Here is a 20,308-nt window from a genome sequence, read left to right on the forward strand (position 1 = left end):
CCGCGCAGCGATGACTTCCAGCCACGCCCCCGTCGATCCCGCCGTCGAAGCGCGCCGCAAGCGCGCGCGCCGGACGGCGTGGCTGTTCGCCGCGATCGCGGTGGCGGTGTACGCGGGCTTCCTGCTCACCGGAGTGCTGGGGCGGTGAGCGCCTCCGGCGTCGGCAAACTGGGCGTGTGGAAGATGGTCGGCGTGGCCCTGGCCGCGTTCGGCTTCGCCTTCTCGCTGGTGCCGCTGTACCGGATCGCCTGCCAGAAGGTGTTCGGCGTGCGCCTGGAGCAGGGCCCGACCGCGGCGAAGGACGCCAAGGCCGATCCCGGCGCGCGCTGGGTCACGGTGCAGTTCGACGGCGGCGTGAACTCCAAGCTGCCGTGGAAGTTCGCCCCGGAGCAGAAGTCGATGCGGGTGCAGCTGGGCCGCCAGTACCAGGCGCTGTACTTCGCCCGCAACACGGGCGAGCGCTCCGTGGTCGGCAACGCGGTGCCCTCGGTGGCGCCGGCCCGCGCCTCGGGCTATTTCAGCAAGACCGAATGCTTCTGCTTCACCGCGCAGACGCTGGCTTCCGGCGAATCGCGCGACATGCCGGTGCGCTTCATCGTCGATCCGGCGCTGCCGGCCGACGTGAAGACCATCACGCTGTCCTATACCTTCTACAAGAACGACGCCCTGACCGCCGCGCTGCCGGCCGGACAGGGCCCAGCCGGGACGGTTCGCGCCGCGCCCTGACCCCCTGAATCACGAACCATCGGAAAACCGCCATGGCCAATGCCCACGCCGCCCAAGGCAGCCACGACCAGGACAACTACTTCGTCCCGCACAGCAGCAAGTGGCCGCTGTTCGCGTCCGTCGCCCTGTTCACCACCATGGTCGGCTTCGCCAGTTGGCTGAACGACGTGAGCTGGGGGCGCACCGTCTTCTTCATCGGCATCGCCGGCCTGCTGGCGATCCTGTTCAAGTGGTTCGGCGACGTGATCCGCGAATCGCTGGCCGGGCACTACAACAAGCAGGTCGACGTGTCCTTCCGGATGGGCATGGTCTGGTTCATCTTCTCGGAAGTGTTCTTCTTCGCGGCGTTCTTCGGCGCGCTGTTCTACGCCCGCCAGTACGCGCTGCCGTGGCTGAGCGGCGAGGGCCACGGCGTGGCCACCCACAGCCTGCTGTGGCCGGAGTTCGCGGCCGGCTGGCCGAGCAACGGCCCGGCGGCGATCGGCGGCAGCTACCAGACCGTGCCGGCGTGGGGCCTGCCGCTGCTCAACACCCTGATCCTGCTGACCTCGGGCGTGACGGTCACCATCGCCCACCACGCGCTGAAGGCGGGCAAGCGCGGCGCGCTGCTGCTGTTCCTCGGCCTGACCGTGCTGCTGGGCTGCGTGTTCCTGTACTTCCAGGCCACCGAATACGCCCACGCCTACCACTCGCTGAACCTGACCCTGGGTTCGGGCATCTACGGCTCCACCTTCTTCATGCTGACCGGCTTCCACGGCGCGCACGTGACGCTGGGCACGCTCATGCTGCTGATCATGTGGCTGCGCTGCGCGAAGGGCCATTTCACCAAGGACAACCACTTCGCCTTCGAGGCGGTGGCCTGGTACTGGCACTTCGTGGACGTGGTGTGGCTGGGATTGTTCCTGTTCGTCTACGTGCTGTAACCGGCATCGCGGCGATGTAAAAACAAAGGCCGGCGATGCCGGCCTTTGTCTTGGCGGAAGGGCGATAATTCAGGCCGGCGCGCGGCCGACGCCGTGCGGGGCGATCCAGCCCATGTGGATCGCCAGCACCACCAGCAGGATCAGCGCGACGCTCAGCGCGATGCGCTTGGTCAGCGAGTTCACCGTCCGCTTGGTGGTGCCCTTGTCCACCAGCATGTAGTAGAGGCCGGCGCCCAGGTTCCACAGGATGAGGATCAAGATACCGACGATGAGCAGGGTTTTGAGCGAGTCGCTCATGGGGTCCTCGATGCCGTGGCCGGCGCGTGCGGGACGGCCATTATCGCAGCAGGCGGGCGCGCTTTTCGATGAAGGCGCGTCGATGGAACCGCGCCGATGAGTCCGCGCGCGTTCCGCCTGGCGGTGTGGTGGCTGCTGGCCCTGCTGCTGGCGGCCGGCTTCGCCACGCTGGGGCGCTGGCAGCTGGCGCGCATGCACGAGAAGCAGGCGATGCTGGCCGCCGCGGCGCAGGCGCAGGACCACGCCCATCCGCAGCCGCTGCTGCTGGCCTCCGATCCCGGCCGCGCGCTGGACTACGACTGGGCCGTCGGCAGCGGGCGCATCGCCAACCTCACCCTGTGGCTCGACAACCAGCAGCGCGGCGGCCGCGTGGGCGTGCGCATGTACTGCGTGCTGCTGCCGGACGACGGCGTGCAGGCGCTGCTGGTGGATGCCGGCTGGTGGCCGCTGGCGGGCGACCGCACGCTGCCGGTGTTCGGCTGCCCGGCGGGCGCGGGGCAGGCCGTGCGCGGGTTGCTGGCGTCGCCGCCGTCGGAGGGCCTGGCCCATGGCGCCGCGCTGGCGCAGCAGGGCGACGGCCGCTGGCTGGCCTCGCGCATGGATCTGCCGGAAATCGCCAGGGCGCTGAGCCTGCCCACCGGCATCGCGCCGCGCGTGCTGCGGCTCGATCCGCAGCGCGAACACGCCGACGCCGGCGCGATGCTCGCGCCCGGCGAACGCGACCTCGATATCCTGCCGAACACGCTGACCCCGGAACGCCACCTCGGCTACGCGGTGCAGTGGTTCGGGCTGGCGCTGACCGTCCTGGTGGTGGCGCTCGTGCTGACGTTCCGAACGAAAAAGAAGAAGATATGACCGATTCCAATCCGACCGTTCCGACGCCGACCGCCCGGCGCAACCGCAGCGCCCTGCTGATCGTGCTGGTGCTGTTCTTCGGCGGCATGCTGGCGGCGGGCGCGCTGCGCTTCTCCGGCTGGCGCCCACATGGGATGAAGAACAAGGGCGAACTGCTGCAGCCCTACGGCGACCTGCGCGCCTACACGGCGACGCTGGCCGACGGCCGCCCGTACGCGTGGAAGGATAGCCCGCGCACCTGGCGCATCGTCGCGATGCCGCGCGATTGCGACGGCGCGCGCCGCGACGCCTGCACGCGCCTGCTGCAGGATCTCGACAAGGTCTGGCGCCTGATGGGGCGCGAGGCCGACCGCGTGCACGTGCTCTGGGCCGGCGCGCCGCCGGTGGACGTGGCGCCGCTGCGCGAAGTGCACCTGCTGCGCGCCGACGACGGCCTGCGCGCCGCGCTGCCGCGCAAGGACGGCGACGCGGGGCAGGGCGATCCGGTCTGGCTGATCGATCCGAACGGCTTCGTGGTGCTGCGCTACGCTGCCGGCTCCGATCCCGGCGACCTGCGCACCGACCTCTCGCGCCTGCTGAGGATCAACTGAGCCATGAGCACGATGCCAGCCGCCCAGCCCGCGCACCTGTACCGTCACTTCCACCGCATCGCCTGGCTGGCGGTGGCGCTGGCCGCCTGCGTGATCGTGTTCGGCGCGTTCGTGCGCCTGTCCAACGCCGGCCTGAGCTGCCCGGACTGGCCGACCTGCTACGGCAAGGCGGCATGGCCGACGCATGCGGACCAGATCGTCGACCACGCCGCCACCGCGATCCGCCCGGTCGATCCCAGCAAGGCCTGGCGCGAGCAGTTCCACCGCATGATCGCCGGCCTGCTGGGCGTGCTGGTGCTTTCGCTGGCGCTGCTGGCGACGCGCCGTCGTCCGCAGGGCTGGCTGCACGTGATCGGCGCGGCGGCGGCGGTGGCCGTCGCCATTCCGCTGTACATGCGCGGCGCGCACGTGGCGGCTTCGGCGCTGGCGGTGATCGGCGAAGCCCTGCTGCTGGTCGGCGCACTGCGCTGGTCGAACGTCGACCTGGCGCGGGCCAGCACGCTGACGCTGGCCGTCATCATCTTCCAGGCCTTGCTGGGCATGTGGACGGTGACCTGGCTGCTCAAGCCCATCGTGGTGATGGGCCATCTGCTGGGCGGCCTGACCACCTTCGCGCTGCTGACGTGGACGGCGTGGCGCGCCACCGGCATTCCGCTGGTCAGCGGCGATGCGCCGCGGCTGCGCCGGCTGCTGTGGATCGGGCTGGGCCTGCTGGCCGTGCAGATCGCGCTGGGCGGCTGGACCAGCGCCAACTACGCGGCGCTGGCCTGCGGCACCGATTTCCCGAAGTGCGCGGGCGCATGGTGGCCGGCGCACGACTTCCGCGAAGGCTTCGTGCTGTGGCGCGATGCCTTCTTCGGGCACGGGGGCGTCGATTACGAGGGCGGCGTCCTGCACAACGAAGCGCGCGTCGCCATCCAGCTGGCGCACCGGATCATGGCGGTACTGGTGTTCGGCCACCTGCTCGCGGTCGCCGCAAGGCTGCTGCGCAACCCCGGCCTGCGCGGCTGGGGCACGACGCTGGCGCTGGTGCTGTGTGCGCAGGTCGGGCTGGGCATCGCCAACGTGGCGCTGTCGCTGCCGCTGAAGGTCGCGGTGCTGCACAACGCCGGCGCGACTGCGCTGCTGTTCCTGCTGGTCACGCTGCTGGCGCGGCTGCGCCCGCCGGAGGCCTGAGATGCGCAAGCCGACGCCGCTGTGGGCGCAGTACTGGACGCTGACCAAGCCGCGCGTGGTCGCGCTGATCGTGTTCACCGCGATCATCGGCATGCTGCTGGCCATCCGTCCGGGCGACGCCTGGCCGTGGCCGCGCCTGCTCGCCGGCACCTTGGGCATCTGGCTGGCGGCGGCCAGCGCGGCGGCGATCAACCACCTGCTCGACCAACGCATCGACAAGGTGATGGCGCGCACCGCCGAGCGCCCGCTTGCGACCGGCGCGCTGAAGCCGGCGCAGGTGCTGGCCTTCGCCATCGCATTGGGCGTCGCCTCGATGGCGACCTTGGTGCTGCTGGTGAACCCGGTGTGCGCGGCGCTGACCTTCGCCTCGCTGATCGGCTACGCCATCGTCTACACCGGCTTCCTCAAGCGCGCCACGCCGCAGAACATCGTGATCGGCGGGCTGGCCGGCGCCGCGCCGCCGCTGCTGGGCTGGGCCGCGGTCACCGGCATGCAGCGCGAATGGGACTGGGCGCACGCGTTGCTGCTGGTGCTGATCATCTTCGTGTGGACGCCGCCGCATTTCTGGGCGCTGGCCATCTTCCGCCGCGAGGACTATTCGCGCGCGCTGGTGCCGATGCTGCCGGTTACCCACGGCGTCACCTACACGCGCTGGCAGATCCTGCTCTACACCGTGCTGCTGGTGGTGGTGACGGTGCTGCCGTGGGCGGCGCGGATGAGCGGCGTGTTCTACCTGGGCGGCGCGCTGGTGCTGGGCGCGGTGTTCCTGTGGTACGCGTGGAAGCTGCTCGATCCGCCGGACGAGTTCTTCGCGATGCGCACCTTCAAGTATTCCATCGTCTACCTGATGGCGCTGTTCGCCTTCCTGCTGCTCGACCACTGGCTGCTGCCGCTGTTCGATGCCGCGCTGGCGCTGGAGTTCGCGCCGCAGCCGTGAGCGACCTGTTCGCCGGGCAGGGGCAGGCCGCGCGCACCGACCTCGCCGCGCAGGCCTGCGTGCTGCACGGCTTCGCGCTGCCGTTCGAGGACGCGCTGCTGGCGGGCGTCGCCGCGGTCGCGCAGGCCGCGCCGTTCCGCCACCTGGTCACGCCCGGCGGGCACACGATGCAGGTGGCGATGACCAACTGCGGCGGCTTCGGCTGGTGCAGCGACCGGCGCGGCTACCGCTACGACCGCATCGATCCGCAGTCGGGCCGGCCGTGGCCGGATTTCCCGGAGGCCTTTCTGCGGCTGGCGCGCGAGGCGGCGGCGCAGGCCGGCTTCGACGGCTACGTGCCGGATGCCTGCCTCGTCAACCGCTACGCGCCCGGTACGCGCCTGAGCCTGCACCAGGACCGCGACGAGGACGACCGCGTCGCCCCGATCGTGTCGGTGTCGCTGGGGCTGCCGGCGACGTTCCTGTTCGGCGGCTTCGCGCGCGGCGACAAGGCGGTGCGCGTGCCGCTCGTCCACGGCGACGTGGCGGTCTGGGGCGGCGTCGACCGCATGCGCTTCCACGGCGTGCTGTCGGTGCCGCCGGGGCGGCATCCGCGGCTGGGCGACTGCCGGGTCAACCTGACCTTCCGCAAGGTGAAGTGAGAAAGCTGCTTGTTGCTCGTCATCCCCGCTTCCGCGGGAATGACGGCAATTGCCATGGTGTTTCGGAACGCAAGAAACGGGATGCCCGTTGCGCAGGCCGGGACTACAGTGGCGCCATGAACGCACATGCGACCGCCAAACCCCATCGCGACGCCGCCCTGATCGCCGCCGCCTGCCGGCGGATCGAGCAGGCCGACGCGTCGCCCTCGCTGGACGAACTGGCGCAGGCGGCCGGGCTCAGCCCGCACCACTTCCACCGCGTCTTCAAGGCGGTCACCGGGCTGACGCCCAAGGCCTACGCGCAGGCGCACCGCGGCAAGGCGCTGCGCGACGCGCTGGCGAAGCCGGGCGCGAAGGTGGTGGACGCCGCGTTCGACGCCGGCTTCAACGCCAGCAGCCGCTTCTACGACAGCGCCGACGCCATGCTGGGCATGAAGCCGGCGCAGTATCGCGACGGCGGCGCGGACGCGCGCATCGAGTTCGCCATCGGCCAGTGCGCGCTCGGCGCGATCCTGGTCGCGCGCAGCGCGCGCGGGCTGTGCGCGATTTCGCTGGGCGACGATCCCGACGCGTTGCTGTGCGAATTGCAGGACCGCTTCCCGCGCGCCGAACTGGTCGGCGGCGATGCGGCGTTCGAGCGACTGGTGGCGCGGGTGGTCGGCTTCGTCGAGGCGCCGGGCATCGGTCTCGACCTGCCGCTGGACATCCGCGGCACCGCCTTCCAGCAGCGCGTGTGGGAGGCGCTGCGCAGGATCCCGGCCGGCGAAACGGCCAGCTACGCCGAGATCGCGGCGCGCATCGGCAGCCCGAAGTCGGTGCGCGCGGTGGCGCAGGCCTGCGCGTCCAACACCTTGGCGGTGGCGATCCCCTGCCATCGCGTGGTGCGCAGCGACGGCGCGCTGTCCGGCTATCGCTGGGGCGTCGCGCGCAAGCGCGAACTGCTGTCGCGCGAAAGCGATGCCGCCGGCCCGGCGGCGCCGCGACCTGAAAGGCGGGGACGCGCGGAGTAAGATCGTCGGCTGTTGCATCGCAGCACCGATTCGATGACGCCCACCGATTCCCAGCAGCCGCATCTTCGCGACGAATCCACCACCGGCGCGCTGCCGGTCGCGCCCGCGCTCGGCGCCAGCCTGGACATGGCGCGGATGCCGCGCCGCACCACCCTGATCGAGCCGCGCGTGCTGTGGATCTGTGCGATGGCGGCGCTGCTGGGCGTGGCCGCGGCGCTGATTGCGCGCGTGCTGGTGGCGCTGATCGCGCTGGTGACCAATCTCGCCTTCCACGGGCGCTGGTCGTTCGCCGACGTCGCCCCGGCCGGGCACCAGCTCGGCCCCTGGGTGGTGCTGGTGCCGGTCGCCGGCGGATTGATCGTGGGGGCGATGGCGCGCTGGGGTTCGCGCGCGATCCGCGGCCACGGCATCCCCGAGGCGATGGAGCAGGTGCTGCTCAACGAATCGAAGATCCCGCCGCGGATCACCTTCCTCAAGCCGCTGTCGTCGGCGGTGGCGATCGGCACCGGCGGGCCGTTCGGCGCGGAAGGGCCGATCATCGCCACCGGCGGCGCGCTGGGCTCGTTCATCGGCCAGCTGCTGCACGTCACCGGGCAGGAGCGCAAGGTGCTGCTGGCAGCGGGCGCGGCCGGCGGCATGACCGCGATCTTCGGCACGCCGGTGGCGGCGGTGATCCTGGCGGTGGAACTGCTGCTGTTCGAACTGCGCCCGCGCTCGCTGATCCCGGTGGCGCTGGCCGCGGTGACCGCCGCCGGGATGCGCTACGCGATGCTGGGCAGCGCGCCGGTGTTCGAGATGCCGGCGGTGGCCGAGCCCGGCATGGGCGCGCTCGCCGCCTACATGGCGCTGGGCGCGGCGATCGGGCTGGTCAGCGTGGCGGTCACCCGCATCGTCTACGGCATCGAGGACGCGTTCGAGAAGCTGCCGGTGCACTGGATGTGGTGGCCGGCGATCGGCGGCGTCGCGGTCGGCGTGGTGGGATATTTCGCGCCGGCGACGCTGGGCGTGGGCTACAGCAACATCGAGGACATCGTTTCCGGCCACCTGGCGGTGGGCGCGCTGGCGTTCCTGTGCGCGATGAAGTTCGTCTCGTGGTCGATCGCGCTCGGCAGCGGCACCTCCGGCGGCACGCTGGCGCCGCTGTTCACCATCGGCGGCGCGCTCGGCGCGCTGGCCGGGTTCGCGCTGGTCGCGCTCGCGCCGGGGCTGGGCATCGACCCGCGCATCGCCGGGCTGGTCGGGATGGCGGCGATCTTCGCCGGCGCCTCGCGCGCGCTGCTGACCTCGGTGGTGTTCGCCTTCGAGACCACCCAGCAGCCGCACGGCCTGCTGCCGCTGCTCGGCGGCTGCACCGCGGCCTACCTCGTGTCCGCGCTGACCATGCGCAACACGATCATGACCGAGAAGATCGCGCGGCGCGGCGTGCGCGTGCCCACCGAATACGCCGCCGACTATCTGGAACAGGTGGCGGTGGGCGACGCGTGCAGCCGCGAGGTGGTGTCGCTGCGCACCTCGGACGCGCTGGGCGACGTGCGCAGCCTGCTCAATTCCGGCCGCGGCGAATACCAGCATCAGGGCTTCCCGGTGCTCGACGACACCGGCCGGGTGCGCGGCGTCGTGACCCGCCGCAGCCTGCTCGATCCCGCGCATCCGAACATGCGCCGCATCGGCGAGATGCTGACCCGCCCACCGGTGCTGGTGCACGAAGACCACAGCCTGCGCGAAGCTGCCGACCACATGGTGGCGGAGAACATCGGCCGGGTGGTCGTGGTCGGCGCGCAGGCGCCGCATCCGCTGCTGGGCATCCTCACCCGCGGCGACATCCTGTCCGCGCACCGGCGCCGGCTGAAGGAAGTTCACGAATCCGGCCGCCACATCCATCTGCGCCGCGCGCGCGGGGAAGCCTGAGCGGCGTCAGTCGCGTTCGTAGGTTTCCAGTTCGGCCAGCGCCGCGCGCGCCCTGGCGATGGCGGGCGAGGAGCGGTCCTCGAACCGGCGCAGCGAGTCCGGCGCGCGCCGGCGCCACGCCGCCATGCCGATGGCCACGGCGGCGATGGCGACCGCGCCCAGCCCCATATTGAGCAGCAGGAAACGCCCGGCCCGCGGCGCATCCCAGGCCGACGCCGGCATCCAGTCGGGCATCTGCCAGGCGGCGACGACGCCCAGCATCGGCGCCCACAGCACCCACCACGCATTGCCCAGCCAGAAACTGCCGCGCAGGTAGCTGGCGCGCAGGCCCGCGAGCTGCCGCTGGATCGCCAGCACCGGCGCGGCGAAGTCGATCCCGCCGATCAGCCACAGCGTGCGCGCGCCGCTGATGCACAGCGCGATCGCGTACAGGTGCAGCAGCAGGCCGCAGGCCACCGGCAGCGGATGCGGCCACAGGTCCAGCCACGCCGGCAGCGCGAGGTACATCAATGCGAGGCCGCCGCCGATGCGGGCGAACTGCGTCCATCGCATCGTGCGCAGGTTGGCCTGCGCGCGATCCAGCCGGCCCTGCCGCCACGTGCGCAATTGCAGCGCGTGCTGGCGGTCGAGGCGATCATCGAGCGTGCGCAGGGCGGCCTTGAGGTCGTCCAGTTCCATGGTGGTGTCCATGCGTGTCTCCTTCGTGGTCATGCGTCGCGCAGGTCGTTGCGCAGGCGCTGCTTCAGCCGCCCGAGCTTGGTGCCGACGTTGGTTTCGGTGAGGCCGAGGATCTCGGCGATCTCGCGCTGGCTGCGTTCGTCGAGGTGGAGCAGCAACAGCGCGCGGTCGAGCGGGTCCAGGCGGTCGATGCAGCGGTAGAGCAGGCGCACGCGTTCGTCGGTTTCGGCGGCGGTGGCCGCATCGCCGATGGCGTCGTGCCGCTCCGCGTCCAGCGCCACGGTGTCGTCGCGCTGCTTGTGCGCGCGCCCGCGCAGCGAGGAGATCGCCACGTTCAGGGCGATCCGGTACATCCACGTCGGGAACGCGCGCGCCTCGTCGTAGCCGGGAAACGCGCGCCACAGCTGCGCGGCGATGTCCTGCATCAGGTCCTCGCGCTCGGCGGGCTCCCGGCAGTACGTCCCGGCCACCTTGAACAGGATGCCGCGGTGCCGCTCCAGCAGCGCCTCGAACCGGCGTTCGCGCTCGGCCGCGTGCATGGGAAGGGTTTGCTCCATCGAATCGTTCCGCATTGTGCTTCACCGGAGTGATTCGCAAGGGCGGGCGGAACGTCACATGCGAAGCGAAACGGATGGCGAACGATTGGCAAGGGAAGCGGCTCTTGTTCGTCATTCCCGGTTGCTGCTGACAGACGCATGTCTGTCCAAAGCGGGCTGCTTCTCACGGCGCATGTCGTCGTGTATCCAGCGTCTTTGGATTTTGATGGATCAAGGTTGGACGGACATGAGTCCGTCAGGTGCGACCTGCATTAGCGGGAATGACAGGTATCCGTCAGGCTCGCCGCCGCGCTTGCAACAGCTCACGCATTTCCTGCTTGCCCGCATCGTCCAGCGCGCCGTCGCGCTGCTGCTGTTGCAGTTCCTCGATGCGCTGCTGCAGCACCTGCTTTTCGAGCTGGGCGATGGCGTCGAGGAACTCGGCGCGCAGGTCGGGCTCCTCGCCGGGCAGGTCGAGCACCGCCAGCTTCTGCAAGGCGGCCAGCTCCTCGCGGCCGTCGAAGTGCTCCAGCAGCGCGCCGGTGGCGATATCCGGGCGCTCGCGCACCAGCAGCACCAGCTCCGAGAGCAGGTCGATGCCGGGCTGGCGCAGCGCGGCGAAGCGGTAGGGCGGCTGCAGGTCCAGCGCGAAGCCGGGCCGGTGCAGCAGGTGGGTGATCGCGCCGCGGACCAGGCTGGGCTTCTGCGCGGGCGTGCCGGGTCCCGCGCGCGTCGCGCGCTGCGCGGGCACGTGGGTCTGCGGCGCGCTGGCGCGCGCGCCGACGCCGGTGAGCTCGGTCAGGCGCTGGCGCATCAGGTCGCCGAACGCACCGTCGGGAATCTGCGCCAGCAGCGGCTTGCAGCGTTCGGCCAGGCGCGCCTTGCCGTCGAGGCTGGACAGGTTCACGTCGGTGGACAGCGATGCGTAGAAGAACTCCGACAGCGGCGTGGCACCGCGCAGGCGCGCGTCGAAACCCTCCACGCCTTCCTGCCGCACCAGCGAATCCGGGTCTTCGCCGTCGGGCAGGAACAGGAAGAACGCCTGCCGGCCGTCCTTCATGCGCGGCAGCACCGATTCCAGCGCCTTCCACGCGGCGCTGCGGCCGGCGCGGTCGCCGTCGAAGCAGAAATACACGTCCGGCGCGTTGCGGAACAGCAGCTCGGCGTGGTCGGGCGTGGTCGCGGTGCCCAGCGTCGCCACCGCCTGCGAGACGCCGTACTGCGCCAGCGCCACCACGTCCATGTAGCCCTCGACCACGATCAGTCGGTCGAGCTTCTGGTTGGCCTGCTTCGCCTGCCACAGGCCGTACAGCTCGCGGCCCTTGTGGAACAGCGCGGTTTCCGGCGAGTTGAGGTATTTCGGCGAATCCTCGGGATCGATGACGCGCCCGCCGAAGGCGATCGTGCGGCCGCGGCGGTCGTGGATCGGGAACATCAGGCGGTCGCGGAACTTGTCGTAGACGTGGCCCTTGTCGTTCTTCGAGAACAGCCCGCCGCGCTCCAGCAGCTGCATGCGGCGCGGATCGGTGCCGAGCGCGTCGCGCAGCGCGGAGAAGCCGTCCGGCGCGTAGCCGATCATGTAGCGCTCGACGATCTCCGCCGCGATGCCGCGCTTGTCGACGTAGGCGCGCGCCTTGTCGCTGCGCGTCAGCTGGGTGCGGAAGAAAGTCGAGGCCGCCTCCATCGCACCGTACAGGTCGCGCGTCTCGGGATTGGCGTTGCGCTGCTGGGTGTCGCGCGGTACCTCCATGCCGACGCGCCGCGCCAGTTCCTCCACCGCGTCGAGGAACTCCAGCCGGTCGTACTGCATCAGGAAGCTGATCGCGGTGCCGTGCGCGCCGCAGCCGAAGCAGTGGTAGAACTGCTTGGTCGGGGAGACGGTGAAGCTGGCCGAGCGTTCGTCGTGGAACGGGCAGCGCGCCGCGTATTCCTTGCCCTGCCGCTTCAGCGGCACGCGCGTGCCGACCACTTCGACGATGTCGGAGCGCGCCAGCAGGTCGTCGATGAAGGCGTCGGGGATGCGGGCCATGCCGCCATGATCGCATCTGGCGGGCCGCGGCGGCTTACCGGGAAGACGGGGCCTGCGCCGGCGCGACGCGATCCGCCGTCCGTTCGTCGATCACCGCGGTGATCAGGGCGCCGCCGAAGAACACCGCCGCCGCGTAGTACATCCAGACCAGCAGCAACACCAGCGTGCCCATCGAGCCGTAGGCGCTGCCGGGCGCGGCCTGCGCCAGATACAGGCCGATCGCCCAGCGGCCCGCCACGAACAGCCCGGCGGTGATCGCGCCGCCGAGCAGGGCCTGGCGCCAGCGCACCCGGCGGTCGGGCAGGTAGTGGTAGAGGAAGGCGAACGCCAGCGCGTACAGCGCCAGCGACACCGCGTTGCCGAGCACCGGCAGCAGCACCGGCAGCCGCGCGAACAGCACCTGCAATGCGGTGGTCAGCGTCATCGACACGATCAGCAGGAAGCCCAGCCCCAGCACCACGCCGAACGAGAGCACCCGCTTGCGCAGCCAGGCCCACGCGCCGCCGGGCAGCTCGCGCGCATCGCTGCGGAAGATCAGGTTGAGCGCGGTCTGCAGCCGCGCGAACACCACGGTGGCGCTGACGAACAGCAGCGCCGTGCTCCAGAGCCCGGCCAGCGAGCCGATGTCCGGCCGGCGCTCCGCGTTGCCGATCACCGTCTGCGCCACGTCGCGCGCGCCGTCCCCGGCGAGGTCGCCCATCTGCGCGAGCAGCGCCTCCTGCGCGGACGGGTAGAGCGAGGCCGCCAGCCACAGCAGCAAGACCAGCAGCGGCGCTAGCGAGAGCAGGGTGTAGAACGACAGCGCCGCGGCGTGGGTCAGCAGATCGGCTTCGGAGAACCGGCGCGCGAGCGCGACCGGCAGGCTGTGCTGCAGCCGATCCAGCCGGGCGCGGACAGGGGCGAGAGACAGAGGCATCCGATGAGGATAGACGGGCGGTGTGGAGGAAATGTCCAGCACCGCTGCCTGAGATGCAGTGAGTAGGAGAGGCCGGCGTGAAATGGAAATAGCGGGTGCTTCGGGCCAGCGGGCCGCCTACAGTTCGTCGTGCGCCGCCAACGCGCGCAGCGCCTCGCCTTCCAGCCGCTGCACGGTCCATTCGTCCATGCCGATCGCGCCGATGCGGCGGTAGAAGCCGATGGCGGGTTCGTTCCAGTCCAGCACGCTCCATTCGAAGCGGCCGCAGTCGCGCTGCACGGCGATCCGCGCCAGCGTGGCCATCAGGTGCCTGCCCAGGCCGGTGCCGCGGAAGCGCGGACGTACGAACAGGTCTTCGAGATACAGTCCGCGCTTGCCGAGGAAGGTGCTGAAATTGTGGAAGAACAGGGCGAAGCCGGCCGGTTCGCCGTCGACTTCGCCGATCAGCACCTCGGCGGCGGGCCGCTCGCCGAACAGCTGGGCGCGCAGGCCGTCGTCGGTCGCCACCGCCGCGTGCGCCAGCCGTTCGTATTCGGCCAGTTCGGCGATCAACTGGCGGATCAGCGGCACGTCGTCGGCTGTGGCCGGACGGATCGACAGCAAGGGGTGGGCCGGGCGCGAGGTCATGGCCGGATGTTACTGCCGATGCCGGGCATCCGCCCGGCTCGCCGGTCCGCATGCCGGCGGATGTTCGCGAGGCCGCGGCCGGCCTCGCGGATTTCCGGCGTATCAGCCCAGCTTCTGCTTCACCAGCGTGCTGACCAGCCCCATGTCGGCTTTGCCGGCCAGCGCGGGCTTGAGCACGCCCATCAGCTTGCCCATGTCGGCGGCGGAGGCCGCGCCGGTGGCCGCGATGGCATTGTCGATTTCGGCCAGGATCCCGGCCTCGTCCATCTTCGCCGGCAGGTAGGTTTCGATCACGGCCATCTCGTAGCGTTCGACCGCGGCGAGGTCCTCGCGGGCGGCGGCTTCGTACTGGGTGATCGAATCCTTGCGCTGCTTGACCATCTTCTCCAGCACGGCCAGCACCAGCGCGTCCGTCATCTCGACGCGCTCGTCCACTTCCTTCTGCTTGATGGCGGCGTTGATCAGGCGGATGACGGCGAGGCGATCCTTCTCGCCGGCCTTCATCGCGGCCTTCATGTCGTCGGTGAGCTGTTGCTTGAGGCTCATCGGAATCTCCATTCGGTTTTCGGCAATTCAGAAATGCGAAAAGCCGGCCACGCTCGCGCGTGCCGGCTTCGCAGCCACCCGTGCCGCGCTCAGTACAGGCGCTGGCGCTTGGTGACGTCGCGCGAGCTGCGGCGCGCCTGACGCTTCACGGCGGCGGCGGCCTTGCGCTTGCGCTCCTGGGTCGGCTTCTCGTAGAACTCGCGCTTGCGGGTCTCGGCCAGCACGCCGGCCTTCTCGCAGGTGCGCTTGAAGCGGCGCAGGGCAAACTCGAACGGTTCGTTTTCGCGGACTTTGACGCTGGGCATCGGGGAATCTCGATTCTGGTGAATTCGCCCGGGCAACGGGGCGAGCCGCGCATGATAGCAGCGGGTCCGGTTTCGGCGCAAGATAGGCGCATGAAAGTCCTCGGTATCGAATCCTCCTGCGACGAAACCGGCGTGGCGGTCTACGACACCGCGCTTCCCGGCGCGGCCGGCCTGCGCGCCCATGCGGTCTACAGCCAGATCGCCCTGCACGCCGAGTACGGCGGGGTGGTGCCGGAGCTGGCCAGCCGCGACCACGTGCGCAAGCTGTTGCCGCTGATCCGCCAGACCCTGGCCGAGGCCGGCCTGTCCACCGCCGACATCGACGGCGTGGCCTATACCGCTGGGCCGGGGCTGGTCGGCGCGCTGCTGGTCGGCGCGGGCGTGGCGCGGTCGCTGGCCTGGGCGCTGGACGTGCCGGCCATCGGCGTCCACCACATGGAGGGCCACCTGCTGGCCCCGCTGATCGAGGACGACGCGCCGCAGCCGCCGTTCGTCGCCCTGCTGGTGTCCGGCGGGCATACCCAATTGGTGGCGGTGGACGCCATTGGCCGCTACCGGCTGCTGGGCGAGACGCTGGACGACGCCGCCGGCGAGGCCTTCGACAAGACCGCCAAGCTGATGGGCCTGCCGTATCCGGGCGGGCCGCAGCTGGCGAAGCTGGCCGAGCAGGGCGTGCCGGGGCGGTTCAAGTTCTCGCGGCCGATGACCGACCGGCCCGGGCTGGATTTCAGCTTCAGCGGCCTGAAGACGCAGGTGCTGCTGGCCTGGCGCGACTGCGATCAGACCGAGCAGACCCGCGCCGACATCGCGCGCGGCTTCGAGGATGCGGTGGTGGACACTTTGGCGATCAAGTGCGGGCGCGCGCTGGACGCGGCCGGCTGCGACACCCTGATCGTGGCCGGCGGCGTCGGCGCGAACAAGCGGCTGCGGGCGAAGCTGGTGGAGATGTGCGAAAAGCGCGGCGGGCGCGCCTGCTTCCCGCGCCCGGCGCTGTGCACCGACAACGGCGCGATGATCGCCTTCGCCGGCGCGCTGCGGCTGGTGGCCGGGCAGCACGACGATGCCGCGATCCGCGCGGTGCCGCGCTGGGACATGGCGGAACTGCCGGCGGTGTGACCGGGACATCCCGATGATGCGGCGAGGCGGCCCGGCATTCGCTTCGCGGCTCGGAATGCCGCTGCGCGAACGCCCGGCCGCCTCGCCGCATCGCGTTGTGCGGGTATCCTGACGGCATGACCGACATCGTTTTCATCGAAGGCCTGCGCCTTGACGCCCTGATCGGCGTGCACGACCGCGAACGCCATGCGCCGCAGCCGCTGCTGCTGGACATCCGCATGCGCTTCGACAACCGCATCGCCGCCAGCAGCGACACCTTGGCCGACGCGCTGGACTACGAGGCCGTGAGCGTGCGGCTGGCCGAGTACGTGGCGCAGACCGATTTCATGCTGGTGGAGACGCTGGCCGAATGCTGCGCCGACCTGATCCTGACCGAGTTCGGGGCCAAGGGCGTGCGGCTGAAATTGTCCAAGCCCGATGCGCTGGCGAACGCCGCGGCGGTGGGCGTGGAGATCGAGCGCGGGAGTTTTGCGTCGTGAGCGTGGCGCTGGTCACCGGCGCATCGCGCGGGATCGGGCGCGCCATCGTCGAGCGCCTCGCACGCGAAGGCGTGACGGTGATCGCCTGCGCGCGCGGGCCGGAAGGGCTGGACGATCTGCGCGCGGCGCTGCCGCAGGTCGAATGCCATGCCTGCGACATGCGCGATGACGCGGCGGTGGACGCATTGGCGCGGGGCGTGCTGGCGAAGCACGGCGGCGTCGACCTGCTGGTCAACAACGCCGGTGCATTCCGTCCCGGCGGCATCGCCGGCGAGGACGACGGCGCGCTGCTGGACATGCTGCAGGCCAACCTGTTCGGCGCGTACCGGCTGACCAAGCGGCTGCTGCCGGCGATGGTCGAGCGCCGCAGCGGCATGGTGCTGAACGTGTGCAGCACCGCCTCCATCGCCACGTATCCGAACGGCGGCTCCTACAGCATCGCCAAGCACGCGCTGTACGGCTTCTCGCGCAATCTGCGCGAGGAGATGAAGCCGCACGGTGTGCGCGTGGTCGCGCTGCTGCCGGGCGCGACGCTGACCGCCTCGTGGGACGGCGTGCCGCTGCCGCCGGAGCGGATGATGCCGGCCGAGGACGTGGCGGAAATGGCATGGACGGCGTGGTCGCTGTCCACGCGCACGGTGGTCGAGGACATCCTGATGCGCCCGCAGCTGGGCGACATCGGCGAGGCGGATTTCGCGGGTGCGCCCCCATGAGCGCCGCTCCCATGGGCGATGTGGTCACCATCCGCCTGGCCAAGGAGAACATGAAGTTCTCCGCCGCCCACTTCACCATCTTCAACGCGACCGAGCGCGAACGCCTGCACGGCCACAACTTCCGCGTCGAGGCCGACATCGAGGCGCGCATGCTCGGCAACGGCATGTGCTTCGACTACGGCATCTACAAGGACCGGATCGTCGCGCTGTGTCGCGAATTGAACGAGTGGACGATCCTGCCGACGCGCTCGCCTCACCTGCGCATCGAGGAAGCCGGCGAGCACGTGTACGCGCAGTTCGACGGCCAGCGCATCCCGTTCCTGCGCGGCGACGTGCTGCTGCTGCCGATCGAGAACGCGACGCTGGAGGAGTTCGCGCACTGGTTCCTGCTGCGGCTGGGCGAGGACCGCGAGGCGCTGCGCGCGCACGGCATCACCGCCATCGAGGTGCGGGTGTTCTCCGGGCCGGGGCAGAGCGCCGGCCGGCGCATGGGGTTCGACTGATGACCGCGTCCACGCTGCCCGCGCCGTCCGCCGACGCGCAGGCGCACAGCGCGCACCTGCGCGAAGTGATCCAGGAAACCATCATCGCGGCCGGCGGACGCATTCCGTTCTGGAAGTTCATGGAGCTGGCGCTGTACGCGCCGGGGCTGGGCTACTACAGCGCCGGCGCGCACAAGTTCGGGCCGGGCGGCGATTTCACCACCGCGCCGGAACGCTCGCCGCTGTTCTCCGCCTGCGTGGCCGACGCGCTGACGCCAGCGCTGCGGCAGGCCGGCAAGGGCGCGATCTTCATGGAACTGGGCGGCGGCAGCGGCGCGTTCGCCGAAGCCTGCTTGGAGAAATTGCAGGCCAACGGCGTGCTGCCGGCGCGCTACGCCATCCTCGAACCCAGCGCCGACCTGCGCCAGCGCCAGCGCGAGCGCCTGCAGGCGCGCCTGGCGCCGGAGCTGTTCGCCCGCGTCGAATGGCTGGACGGCCCGATCGATCAGCCGTGGGACGGCGTGCTGTTCGCCAACGAGGTGATCGATGCGCTGCCGACGCCGCGCTTCGTCGTTCGCGCCGGCGAGGTGCTGGAAGAATGCGTGGCGCTCGACGGCGAAGGCCGTTTCGTGCGTGCCGAACAGCCCGTCGATCCGCTGCTGTCCGCCGCCGTGCGCCGCATCGAAGCGCAGCTGCCTGAACCGTTCGCCGACGGCTACCGCAGCGAGGCATTGGCGCAATTGCCTTACTGGCTGCAGGCCGTGATCGGTGGCCTGCGCAACGGCGCGCTGCTTCTGATCGACTACGGCTACGCGCGCGGCGAGTACTACCTGCCCGAGCGCCGCGACGGCACCCTGCGCGCGTTCCGCCAGCACCACCTCATCGACGACGTGTTCGCCTGGCCGGGGTTGCAGGACATCACCGCCTCGGTGGATTTCACCGCGCTGGCGGAGGCCGGCGTGGGCGCGGGCTTCGAGTTTTCCGGCTACTGCTCGCAGGCCAGCTTCCTGCTCGGCAACGGTTTGCAGGACAACCTGCTGGCGCTGGAAGCGCAGACCGCGGACGATGCCGCGCGCCACAACCTGCGCCAGCAGGCCAAGGCGCTGACCCTGCCCAGCGAGATGGGCGAGCGCTTCCAGGCGATCGGCTTCCAGCGCGGCGTCGAACTGGACGCGGCCTTCCTGGTCGGCGACCTGAGCCATCGCCTGTGAGCCGGCGCATGGGCCGTTCGCTGAAGCCGTTCAAGCGGCCGTGGCTGTGGGCCGGGTTGTGGATGCTGGCGATCGCCGTCGTCGTGATCGGTTCGCTGCTGCCGGGCAAGGACCTGCCGCCACTGCCGGTCAGCGACAAGCTGGAACACTTCGCCGCCTATGCCGCGCTTTCCGCGGGCGCGGTGCAGCTGTTCGTGCGGCGGCTGTCGTGGGGCTTCGTCTGCGTGCTGCTGGTGCTGCTGGGGATCGGGCTGGAGTTCCTGCAGGCGAAGATGGCGCTGGGGCGGATGCTGGATCGCTACGATGCGCTGGCGAATACGTTCGGCGTATTGATCGGGCTGGCGACCGCGTTCACGCCGCTGCGCGATGCGCTGCTGCGCCTCGACCGGCGGCTCTGACGGACACACACCAACGGGGGAAACGATGGGGCAGGCGACGGACACGGTGAAGGCAGGCGCGGCGCGGCGCTTCGCCTCGGTCGACGCGCTGCGCGGCTGGGCGGTGGCTTTGATGCTGCTGGTCAACTATCCGGGCAGCTGGGCGCACGTGTACGCGCCACTGGAGCATTCCGAATGGAACGGCTTCACGCCCACCGACCTGATCTTCCCCAACTTCCTGTTCGTGGTCGGCGTGTCGATCGCGCTGGGCCTGCGGCCGGGCGCGCCGCTGTCGAAGATCTGGCTGCGCGCGCTGCGGCTGGTGGCGGTCGGCATGCTGCTCTACCTCGTGGCGATGTGGGGCTACGACAAGGACGCGTTCCGTCCGTGGGGCGTCTTGCAGCGCATCGGTCTGTGCTACGGCGTGGCCGCCACGCTGGCGCTGCGGCTGTCACCGCGCGCGCAGTGGGGCGCGATCGCCGCGATCCTGCTGGGCTACTGGGCGCTGCTGGCGGCGACCGGCGGCTATGCGCCGCTGGACAACCTCACCAGCCGGATCGACACGTGGATGCTGGGCGCGCACGCCTACCAGTTCGATGCCGCCAGCGGACGCGGCCACGACCCCGAAGGCCTGCTCAGCACACTGCCGGCCATCGCCACCACCTTGATCGGTGCGCGCGCCGGCGCATGGCTGCGCGAGCGTGGGGCGCGGCAGTTGCTGGTCGCGGGCGTCGCGGCGCTGGCGCTGGGCTGGCTGTGGTCGCTGGCGATGCCGTGGAACAAGAACCTGTGGACCTCGTCCTACGTGGTCTATGCGGCCGGCTGGTCGTTTTTGCTGCTGGCGCTGTGCCACGCATTGTTCGACCTGCGCGGCTGGCCGCCGTTCGGGCGCAGCATGGGCATCAACGCGATCACCGCCTACGCCGGCTCGTGGCTGATGGCCTGCGTGCTGGAGAAGTTCGGCCTGTTCGGTGCGGCCTATGCGCAGGCGGCGGCGCTGCTGGGCGAGGGCAAGCTGGCTTCGCTGGCGGTGGCCGTTGTGTTCGTCGCGTTCTGGTGGGGCTTGATGTGGGCGATGGAGAAGAAGGGCTGGCGGGTGACGATCTGACCGAAGCGTTCTGATGCGGATCAGAGCGGATGAACGCGGATCGGCTTTGACGGATGGACGCGAATCGAATTCGATTTGCGAGAGCGCACCTCAGGGATGCAATACTCTCGTCGCGATCCAGA

The 20,308-nt window shown here is 70.5% G+C and carries 25 protein-coding genes; 17 read left to right on the plus strand and 8 right to left on the minus strand.

Annotated elements, in window-relative coordinates; genetic code table 11:
* The first annotated feature begins 10 nt into the window (after positions 1 to 10).
* The 3 genes from H9L17_RS11070 to H9L17_RS11080 are packed head-to-tail and all read left to right on the plus strand — an operon-like array spanning position 11 to position 1,649.
* On the plus strand, positions 11 to 148 hold the full coding sequence (locus tag H9L17_RS11070) for a hypothetical protein (protein ID WP_187569502.1): 138 nt from the start codon (positions 11 to 13) through the stop codon (positions 146 to 148).
* A 35-nt stretch (positions 149 to 183) separates the two neighbouring features.
* The gene (locus tag H9L17_RS11075; RefSeq protein ID WP_187571947.1) at positions 184 to 726 is read left to right on the plus strand and encodes a cytochrome c oxidase assembly protein; all 543 of its coding nucleotides are present in this window, start codon (positions 184 to 186) and stop codon (positions 724 to 726) included.
* Between the two features lie 32 nt (positions 727 to 758).
* A complete protein-coding gene (locus H9L17_RS11080; protein WP_187569503.1) occupies positions 759 to 1,649 on the plus strand; it encodes a cytochrome c oxidase subunit 3 in 891 nt (296 codons plus the stop codon).
* A 69-nt stretch (positions 1,650 to 1,718) separates the two neighbouring features.
* On the opposite strand, the gene H9L17_RS11085 is transcribed toward H9L17_RS11080, so the two are convergent.
* Entirely contained in the window at positions 1,719 to 1,946 is a 228-nt protein-coding gene (locus H9L17_RS11085; protein WP_187569504.1) for a twin transmembrane helix small protein, read from the minus strand.
* A 96-nt stretch (positions 1,947 to 2,042) separates the two neighbouring features.
* Between H9L17_RS11085 and H9L17_RS11090 the strand changes: the two genes are divergently transcribed.
* The 7 genes from H9L17_RS11090 to H9L17_RS11120 all read left to right on the plus strand — a co-directional run bounded on the left by H9L17_RS11090 (position 2,043) and on the right by H9L17_RS11120 (position 9,063).
* On the plus strand, positions 2,043 to 2,801 hold the full coding sequence (locus H9L17_RS11090; RefSeq protein WP_187569505.1) for an SURF1 family cytochrome oxidase biogenesis protein: 759 nt from the start codon (positions 2,043 to 2,045) through the stop codon (positions 2,799 to 2,801).
* Positions 2,798 to 3,391, plus strand: coding sequence for a hypothetical protein (locus H9L17_RS11095; RefSeq protein WP_187569506.1), 594 nt, complete (start codon positions 2,798 to 2,800; stop codon positions 3,389 to 3,391). The genes H9L17_RS11090 and H9L17_RS11095 overlap by 4 nt, the downstream gene beginning before the upstream one ends.
* A 12-nt stretch (positions 3,392 to 3,403) precedes the next feature.
* Positions 3,404 to 4,567 carry a COX15/CtaA family protein gene (locus H9L17_RS11100; protein ID WP_425507423.1) on the plus strand — a complete coding sequence of 388 codons (1,164 nt, stop codon included), beginning with the start codon at positions 3,404 to 3,406 and terminating at the stop codon, positions 4,565 to 4,567.
* Position 4,568: 1 nt separating this feature from the next.
* Positions 4,569 to 5,504, plus strand: a complete 936-nt coding sequence (cyoE, locus tag H9L17_RS11105; protein WP_187569508.1) for a heme o synthase — start codon at positions 4,569 to 4,571, stop codon at positions 5,502 to 5,504.
* Positions 5,501 to 6,145, plus strand: a complete 645-nt coding sequence (gene alkB / locus H9L17_RS11110; protein WP_187569509.1) for a DNA oxidative demethylase AlkB — start codon at positions 5,501 to 5,503, stop codon at positions 6,143 to 6,145. Before cyoE ends, alkB begins: the two co-directional genes overlap by 4 nt.
* Before the next feature lie 116 nt (positions 6,146 to 6,261).
* A complete protein-coding gene (gene ada, locus H9L17_RS11115) occupies positions 6,262 to 7,155 on the plus strand; it encodes a bifunctional DNA-binding transcriptional regulator/O6-methylguanine-DNA methyltransferase Ada (protein ID WP_187569510.1) in 894 nt (297 codons plus the stop codon).
* Between the two features lie 33 nt (positions 7,156 to 7,188).
* Positions 7,189 to 9,063 (plus strand): chloride channel protein, encoded by a 1,875-nt coding sequence (locus H9L17_RS11120; RefSeq protein WP_187569511.1) that lies wholly within the window; start codon positions 7,189 to 7,191, stop codon positions 9,061 to 9,063.
* Positions 9,064 to 9,069: 6 nt separating this feature from the next.
* Here the strand turns inward: H9L17_RS11120 and H9L17_RS11125 are convergent, their stop codons facing one another.
* The 7 genes from H9L17_RS11125 to rpsU form a co-directional block, all read right to left on the minus strand.
* Positions 9,070 to 9,753, minus strand: coding sequence for a hypothetical protein (locus tag H9L17_RS11125; protein WP_187569512.1), 684 nt, complete (start codon positions 9,751 to 9,753; stop codon positions 9,070 to 9,072).
* 17 nt (positions 9,754 to 9,770) lie between these two features.
* Positions 9,771 to 10,298, minus strand: a complete 528-nt coding sequence (locus H9L17_RS11130) for an RNA polymerase sigma factor (protein WP_246455079.1) — start codon at positions 10,296 to 10,298, stop codon at positions 9,771 to 9,773.
* 274 nt (positions 10,299 to 10,572) lie between these two features.
* Positions 10,573 to 12,306 carry a DNA primase gene (dnaG, locus tag H9L17_RS11135; RefSeq protein ID WP_187569513.1) on the minus strand — a complete coding sequence of 578 codons (1,734 nt, stop codon included), beginning with the start codon at positions 12,304 to 12,306 and terminating at the stop codon, positions 10,573 to 10,575.
* Positions 12,307 to 12,340: 34 nt separating this feature from the next.
* Positions 12,341 to 13,222, minus strand: a complete 882-nt coding sequence (locus H9L17_RS11140; RefSeq protein WP_187569514.1) for a YihY/virulence factor BrkB family protein — start codon at positions 13,220 to 13,222, stop codon at positions 12,341 to 12,343.
* Between the two features lie 117 nt (positions 13,223 to 13,339).
* Complete coding sequence (locus H9L17_RS11145; RefSeq protein ID WP_187569515.1) at positions 13,340 to 13,849, minus strand: GNAT family N-acetyltransferase; 510 nt, start codon at positions 13,847 to 13,849, stop codon at positions 13,340 to 13,342.
* A 102-nt stretch (positions 13,850 to 13,951) separates the two neighbouring features.
* Positions 13,952 to 14,395, minus strand: coding sequence for a GatB/YqeY domain-containing protein (locus tag H9L17_RS11150; protein ID WP_187569516.1), 444 nt, complete (start codon positions 14,393 to 14,395; stop codon positions 13,952 to 13,954).
* 89 nt (positions 14,396 to 14,484) lie between these two features.
* A complete protein-coding gene (gene rpsU / locus H9L17_RS11155; RefSeq protein WP_056134345.1) occupies positions 14,485 to 14,700 on the minus strand; it encodes a 30S ribosomal protein S21 in 216 nt (71 codons plus the stop codon).
* Between the two features lie 90 nt (positions 14,701 to 14,790).
* On the opposite strand from rpsU, the gene tsaD reads away from it, so the two are divergent.
* From tsaD to H9L17_RS11190, 7 genes are all read left to right on the plus strand, one after another.
* Positions 14,791 to 15,816, plus strand: coding sequence for a tRNA (adenosine(37)-N6)-threonylcarbamoyltransferase complex transferase subunit TsaD (gene tsaD, locus H9L17_RS11160; RefSeq protein WP_187569517.1), 1,026 nt, complete (start codon positions 14,791 to 14,793; stop codon positions 15,814 to 15,816).
* A 116-nt stretch (positions 15,817 to 15,932) separates the two neighbouring features.
* Positions 15,933 to 16,295, plus strand: coding sequence for a dihydroneopterin aldolase (folB, locus tag H9L17_RS11165; RefSeq protein WP_187569518.1), 363 nt, complete (start codon positions 15,933 to 15,935; stop codon positions 16,293 to 16,295).
* Complete coding sequence (locus H9L17_RS11170) at positions 16,292 to 17,008, plus strand: SDR family oxidoreductase (RefSeq protein WP_223158047.1); 717 nt, start codon at positions 16,292 to 16,294, stop codon at positions 17,006 to 17,008. Before folB ends, H9L17_RS11170 begins: the two co-directional genes overlap by 4 nt.
* Positions 17,005 to 17,511 carry a 6-pyruvoyl trahydropterin synthase family protein gene (locus H9L17_RS11175; protein ID WP_187569519.1) on the plus strand — a complete coding sequence of 169 codons (507 nt, stop codon included), beginning with the start codon at positions 17,005 to 17,007 and terminating at the stop codon, positions 17,509 to 17,511. The genes H9L17_RS11170 and H9L17_RS11175 overlap by 4 nt, the downstream gene beginning before the upstream one ends.
* Complete coding sequence (locus tag H9L17_RS11180) at positions 17,511 to 18,701, plus strand: class I SAM-dependent methyltransferase (RefSeq protein WP_187569520.1); 1,191 nt, start codon at positions 17,511 to 17,513, stop codon at positions 18,699 to 18,701. Before H9L17_RS11175 ends, H9L17_RS11180 begins: the two co-directional genes overlap by 1 nt.
* Positions 18,702 to 18,709: 8 nt before the next feature.
* A complete protein-coding gene (locus H9L17_RS11185; protein WP_187569521.1) occupies positions 18,710 to 19,099 on the plus strand; it encodes a VanZ family protein in 390 nt (129 codons plus the stop codon).
* 25 nt (positions 19,100 to 19,124) lie between these two features.
* A complete protein-coding gene (locus H9L17_RS11190; RefSeq protein ID WP_187569522.1) occupies positions 19,125 to 20,186 on the plus strand; it encodes an acyltransferase family protein in 1,062 nt (353 codons plus the stop codon).
* Positions 20,187 to 20,308: the final 122 nt, after the last annotated feature.

Origin of the sequence: Thermomonas brevis (genome assembly GCF_014395425.1) — a bacterium.
In the GTDB taxonomy this organism is placed as follows: Bacteria; Pseudomonadota; Gammaproteobacteria; order Xanthomonadales; family Xanthomonadaceae; genus Thermomonas; species Thermomonas brevis.

Bases quoted from the DNA above. Each gene is read 5' to 3' on its own strand.
- H9L17_RS11070 (WP_187569502.1), top strand. From the start codon at position 11: ATGACTTCCAGCCACGCCCCCGTCGATCCCGCCGTCGAAGCGCGCCGC.
- H9L17_RS11075 (WP_187571947.1), top strand. From the start codon at position 184: ATGGTCGGCGTGGCCCTGGCCGCGTTCGGCTTCGCCTTCTCGCTGGTG.
- H9L17_RS11080 (WP_187569503.1), top strand. From the start codon at position 759: ATGGCCAATGCCCACGCCGCCCAAGGCAGCCACGACCAGGACAACTAC.
- H9L17_RS11085 (WP_187569504.1), bottom strand. From the start codon at position 1,946: ATGAGCGACTCGCTCAAAACCCTGCTCATCGTCGGTATCTTGATCCTC.
- H9L17_RS11090 (WP_187569505.1), top strand. From the start codon at position 2,043: ATGAGTCCGCGCGCGTTCCGCCTGGCGGTGTGGTGGCTGCTGGCCCTG.
- H9L17_RS11095 (WP_187569506.1), top strand. From the start codon at position 2,798: ATGACCGATTCCAATCCGACCGTTCCGACGCCGACCGCCCGGCGCAAC.
- H9L17_RS11100 (WP_425507423.1), top strand. From the start codon at position 3,404: ATGCCAGCCGCCCAGCCCGCGCACCTGTACCGTCACTTCCACCGCATC.
- cyoE (WP_187569508.1), top strand. From the start codon at position 4,569: ATGCGCAAGCCGACGCCGCTGTGGGCGCAGTACTGGACGCTGACCAAG.
- ada (WP_187569510.1), top strand. From the start codon at position 6,262: ATGAACGCACATGCGACCGCCAAACCCCATCGCGACGCCGCCCTGATC.
- H9L17_RS11120 (WP_187569511.1), top strand. From the start codon at position 7,189: ATGACGCCCACCGATTCCCAGCAGCCGCATCTTCGCGACGAATCCACC.
- H9L17_RS11125 (WP_187569512.1), bottom strand. From the start codon at position 9,753: ATGGACACCACCATGGAACTGGACGACCTCAAGGCCGCCCTGCGCACG.
- H9L17_RS11130 (WP_246455079.1), bottom strand. From the start codon at position 10,298: ATGGAGCAAACCCTTCCCATGCACGCGGCCGAGCGCGAACGCCGGTTC.
- dnaG (WP_187569513.1), bottom strand. From the start codon at position 12,306: ATGGCCCGCATCCCCGACGCCTTCATCGACGACCTGCTGGCGCGCTCC.
- H9L17_RS11140 (WP_187569514.1), bottom strand. From the start codon at position 13,222: ATGCCTCTGTCTCTCGCCCCTGTCCGCGCCCGGCTGGATCGGCTGCAG.
- H9L17_RS11145 (WP_187569515.1), bottom strand. From the start codon at position 13,849: ATGACCTCGCGCCCGGCCCACCCCTTGCTGTCGATCCGTCCGGCCACA.
- H9L17_RS11150 (WP_187569516.1), bottom strand. From the start codon at position 14,395: ATGAGCCTCAAGCAACAGCTCACCGACGACATGAAGGCCGCGATGAAG.
- rpsU (WP_056134345.1), bottom strand. From the start codon at position 14,700: ATGCCCAGCGTCAAAGTCCGCGAAAACGAACCGTTCGAGTTTGCCCTG.
- tsaD (WP_187569517.1), top strand. From the start codon at position 14,791: ATGAAAGTCCTCGGTATCGAATCCTCCTGCGACGAAACCGGCGTGGCG.
- folB (WP_187569518.1), top strand. From the start codon at position 15,933: ATGACCGACATCGTTTTCATCGAAGGCCTGCGCCTTGACGCCCTGATC.
- H9L17_RS11175 (WP_187569519.1), top strand. From the start codon at position 17,005: ATGAGCGCCGCTCCCATGGGCGATGTGGTCACCATCCGCCTGGCCAAG.
- H9L17_RS11180 (WP_187569520.1), top strand. From the start codon at position 17,511: ATGACCGCGTCCACGCTGCCCGCGCCGTCCGCCGACGCGCAGGCGCAC.
- H9L17_RS11185 (WP_187569521.1), top strand. From the start codon at position 18,710: ATGGGCCGTTCGCTGAAGCCGTTCAAGCGGCCGTGGCTGTGGGCCGGG.
- H9L17_RS11190 (WP_187569522.1), top strand. From the start codon at position 19,125: ATGGGGCAGGCGACGGACACGGTGAAGGCAGGCGCGGCGCGGCGCTTC.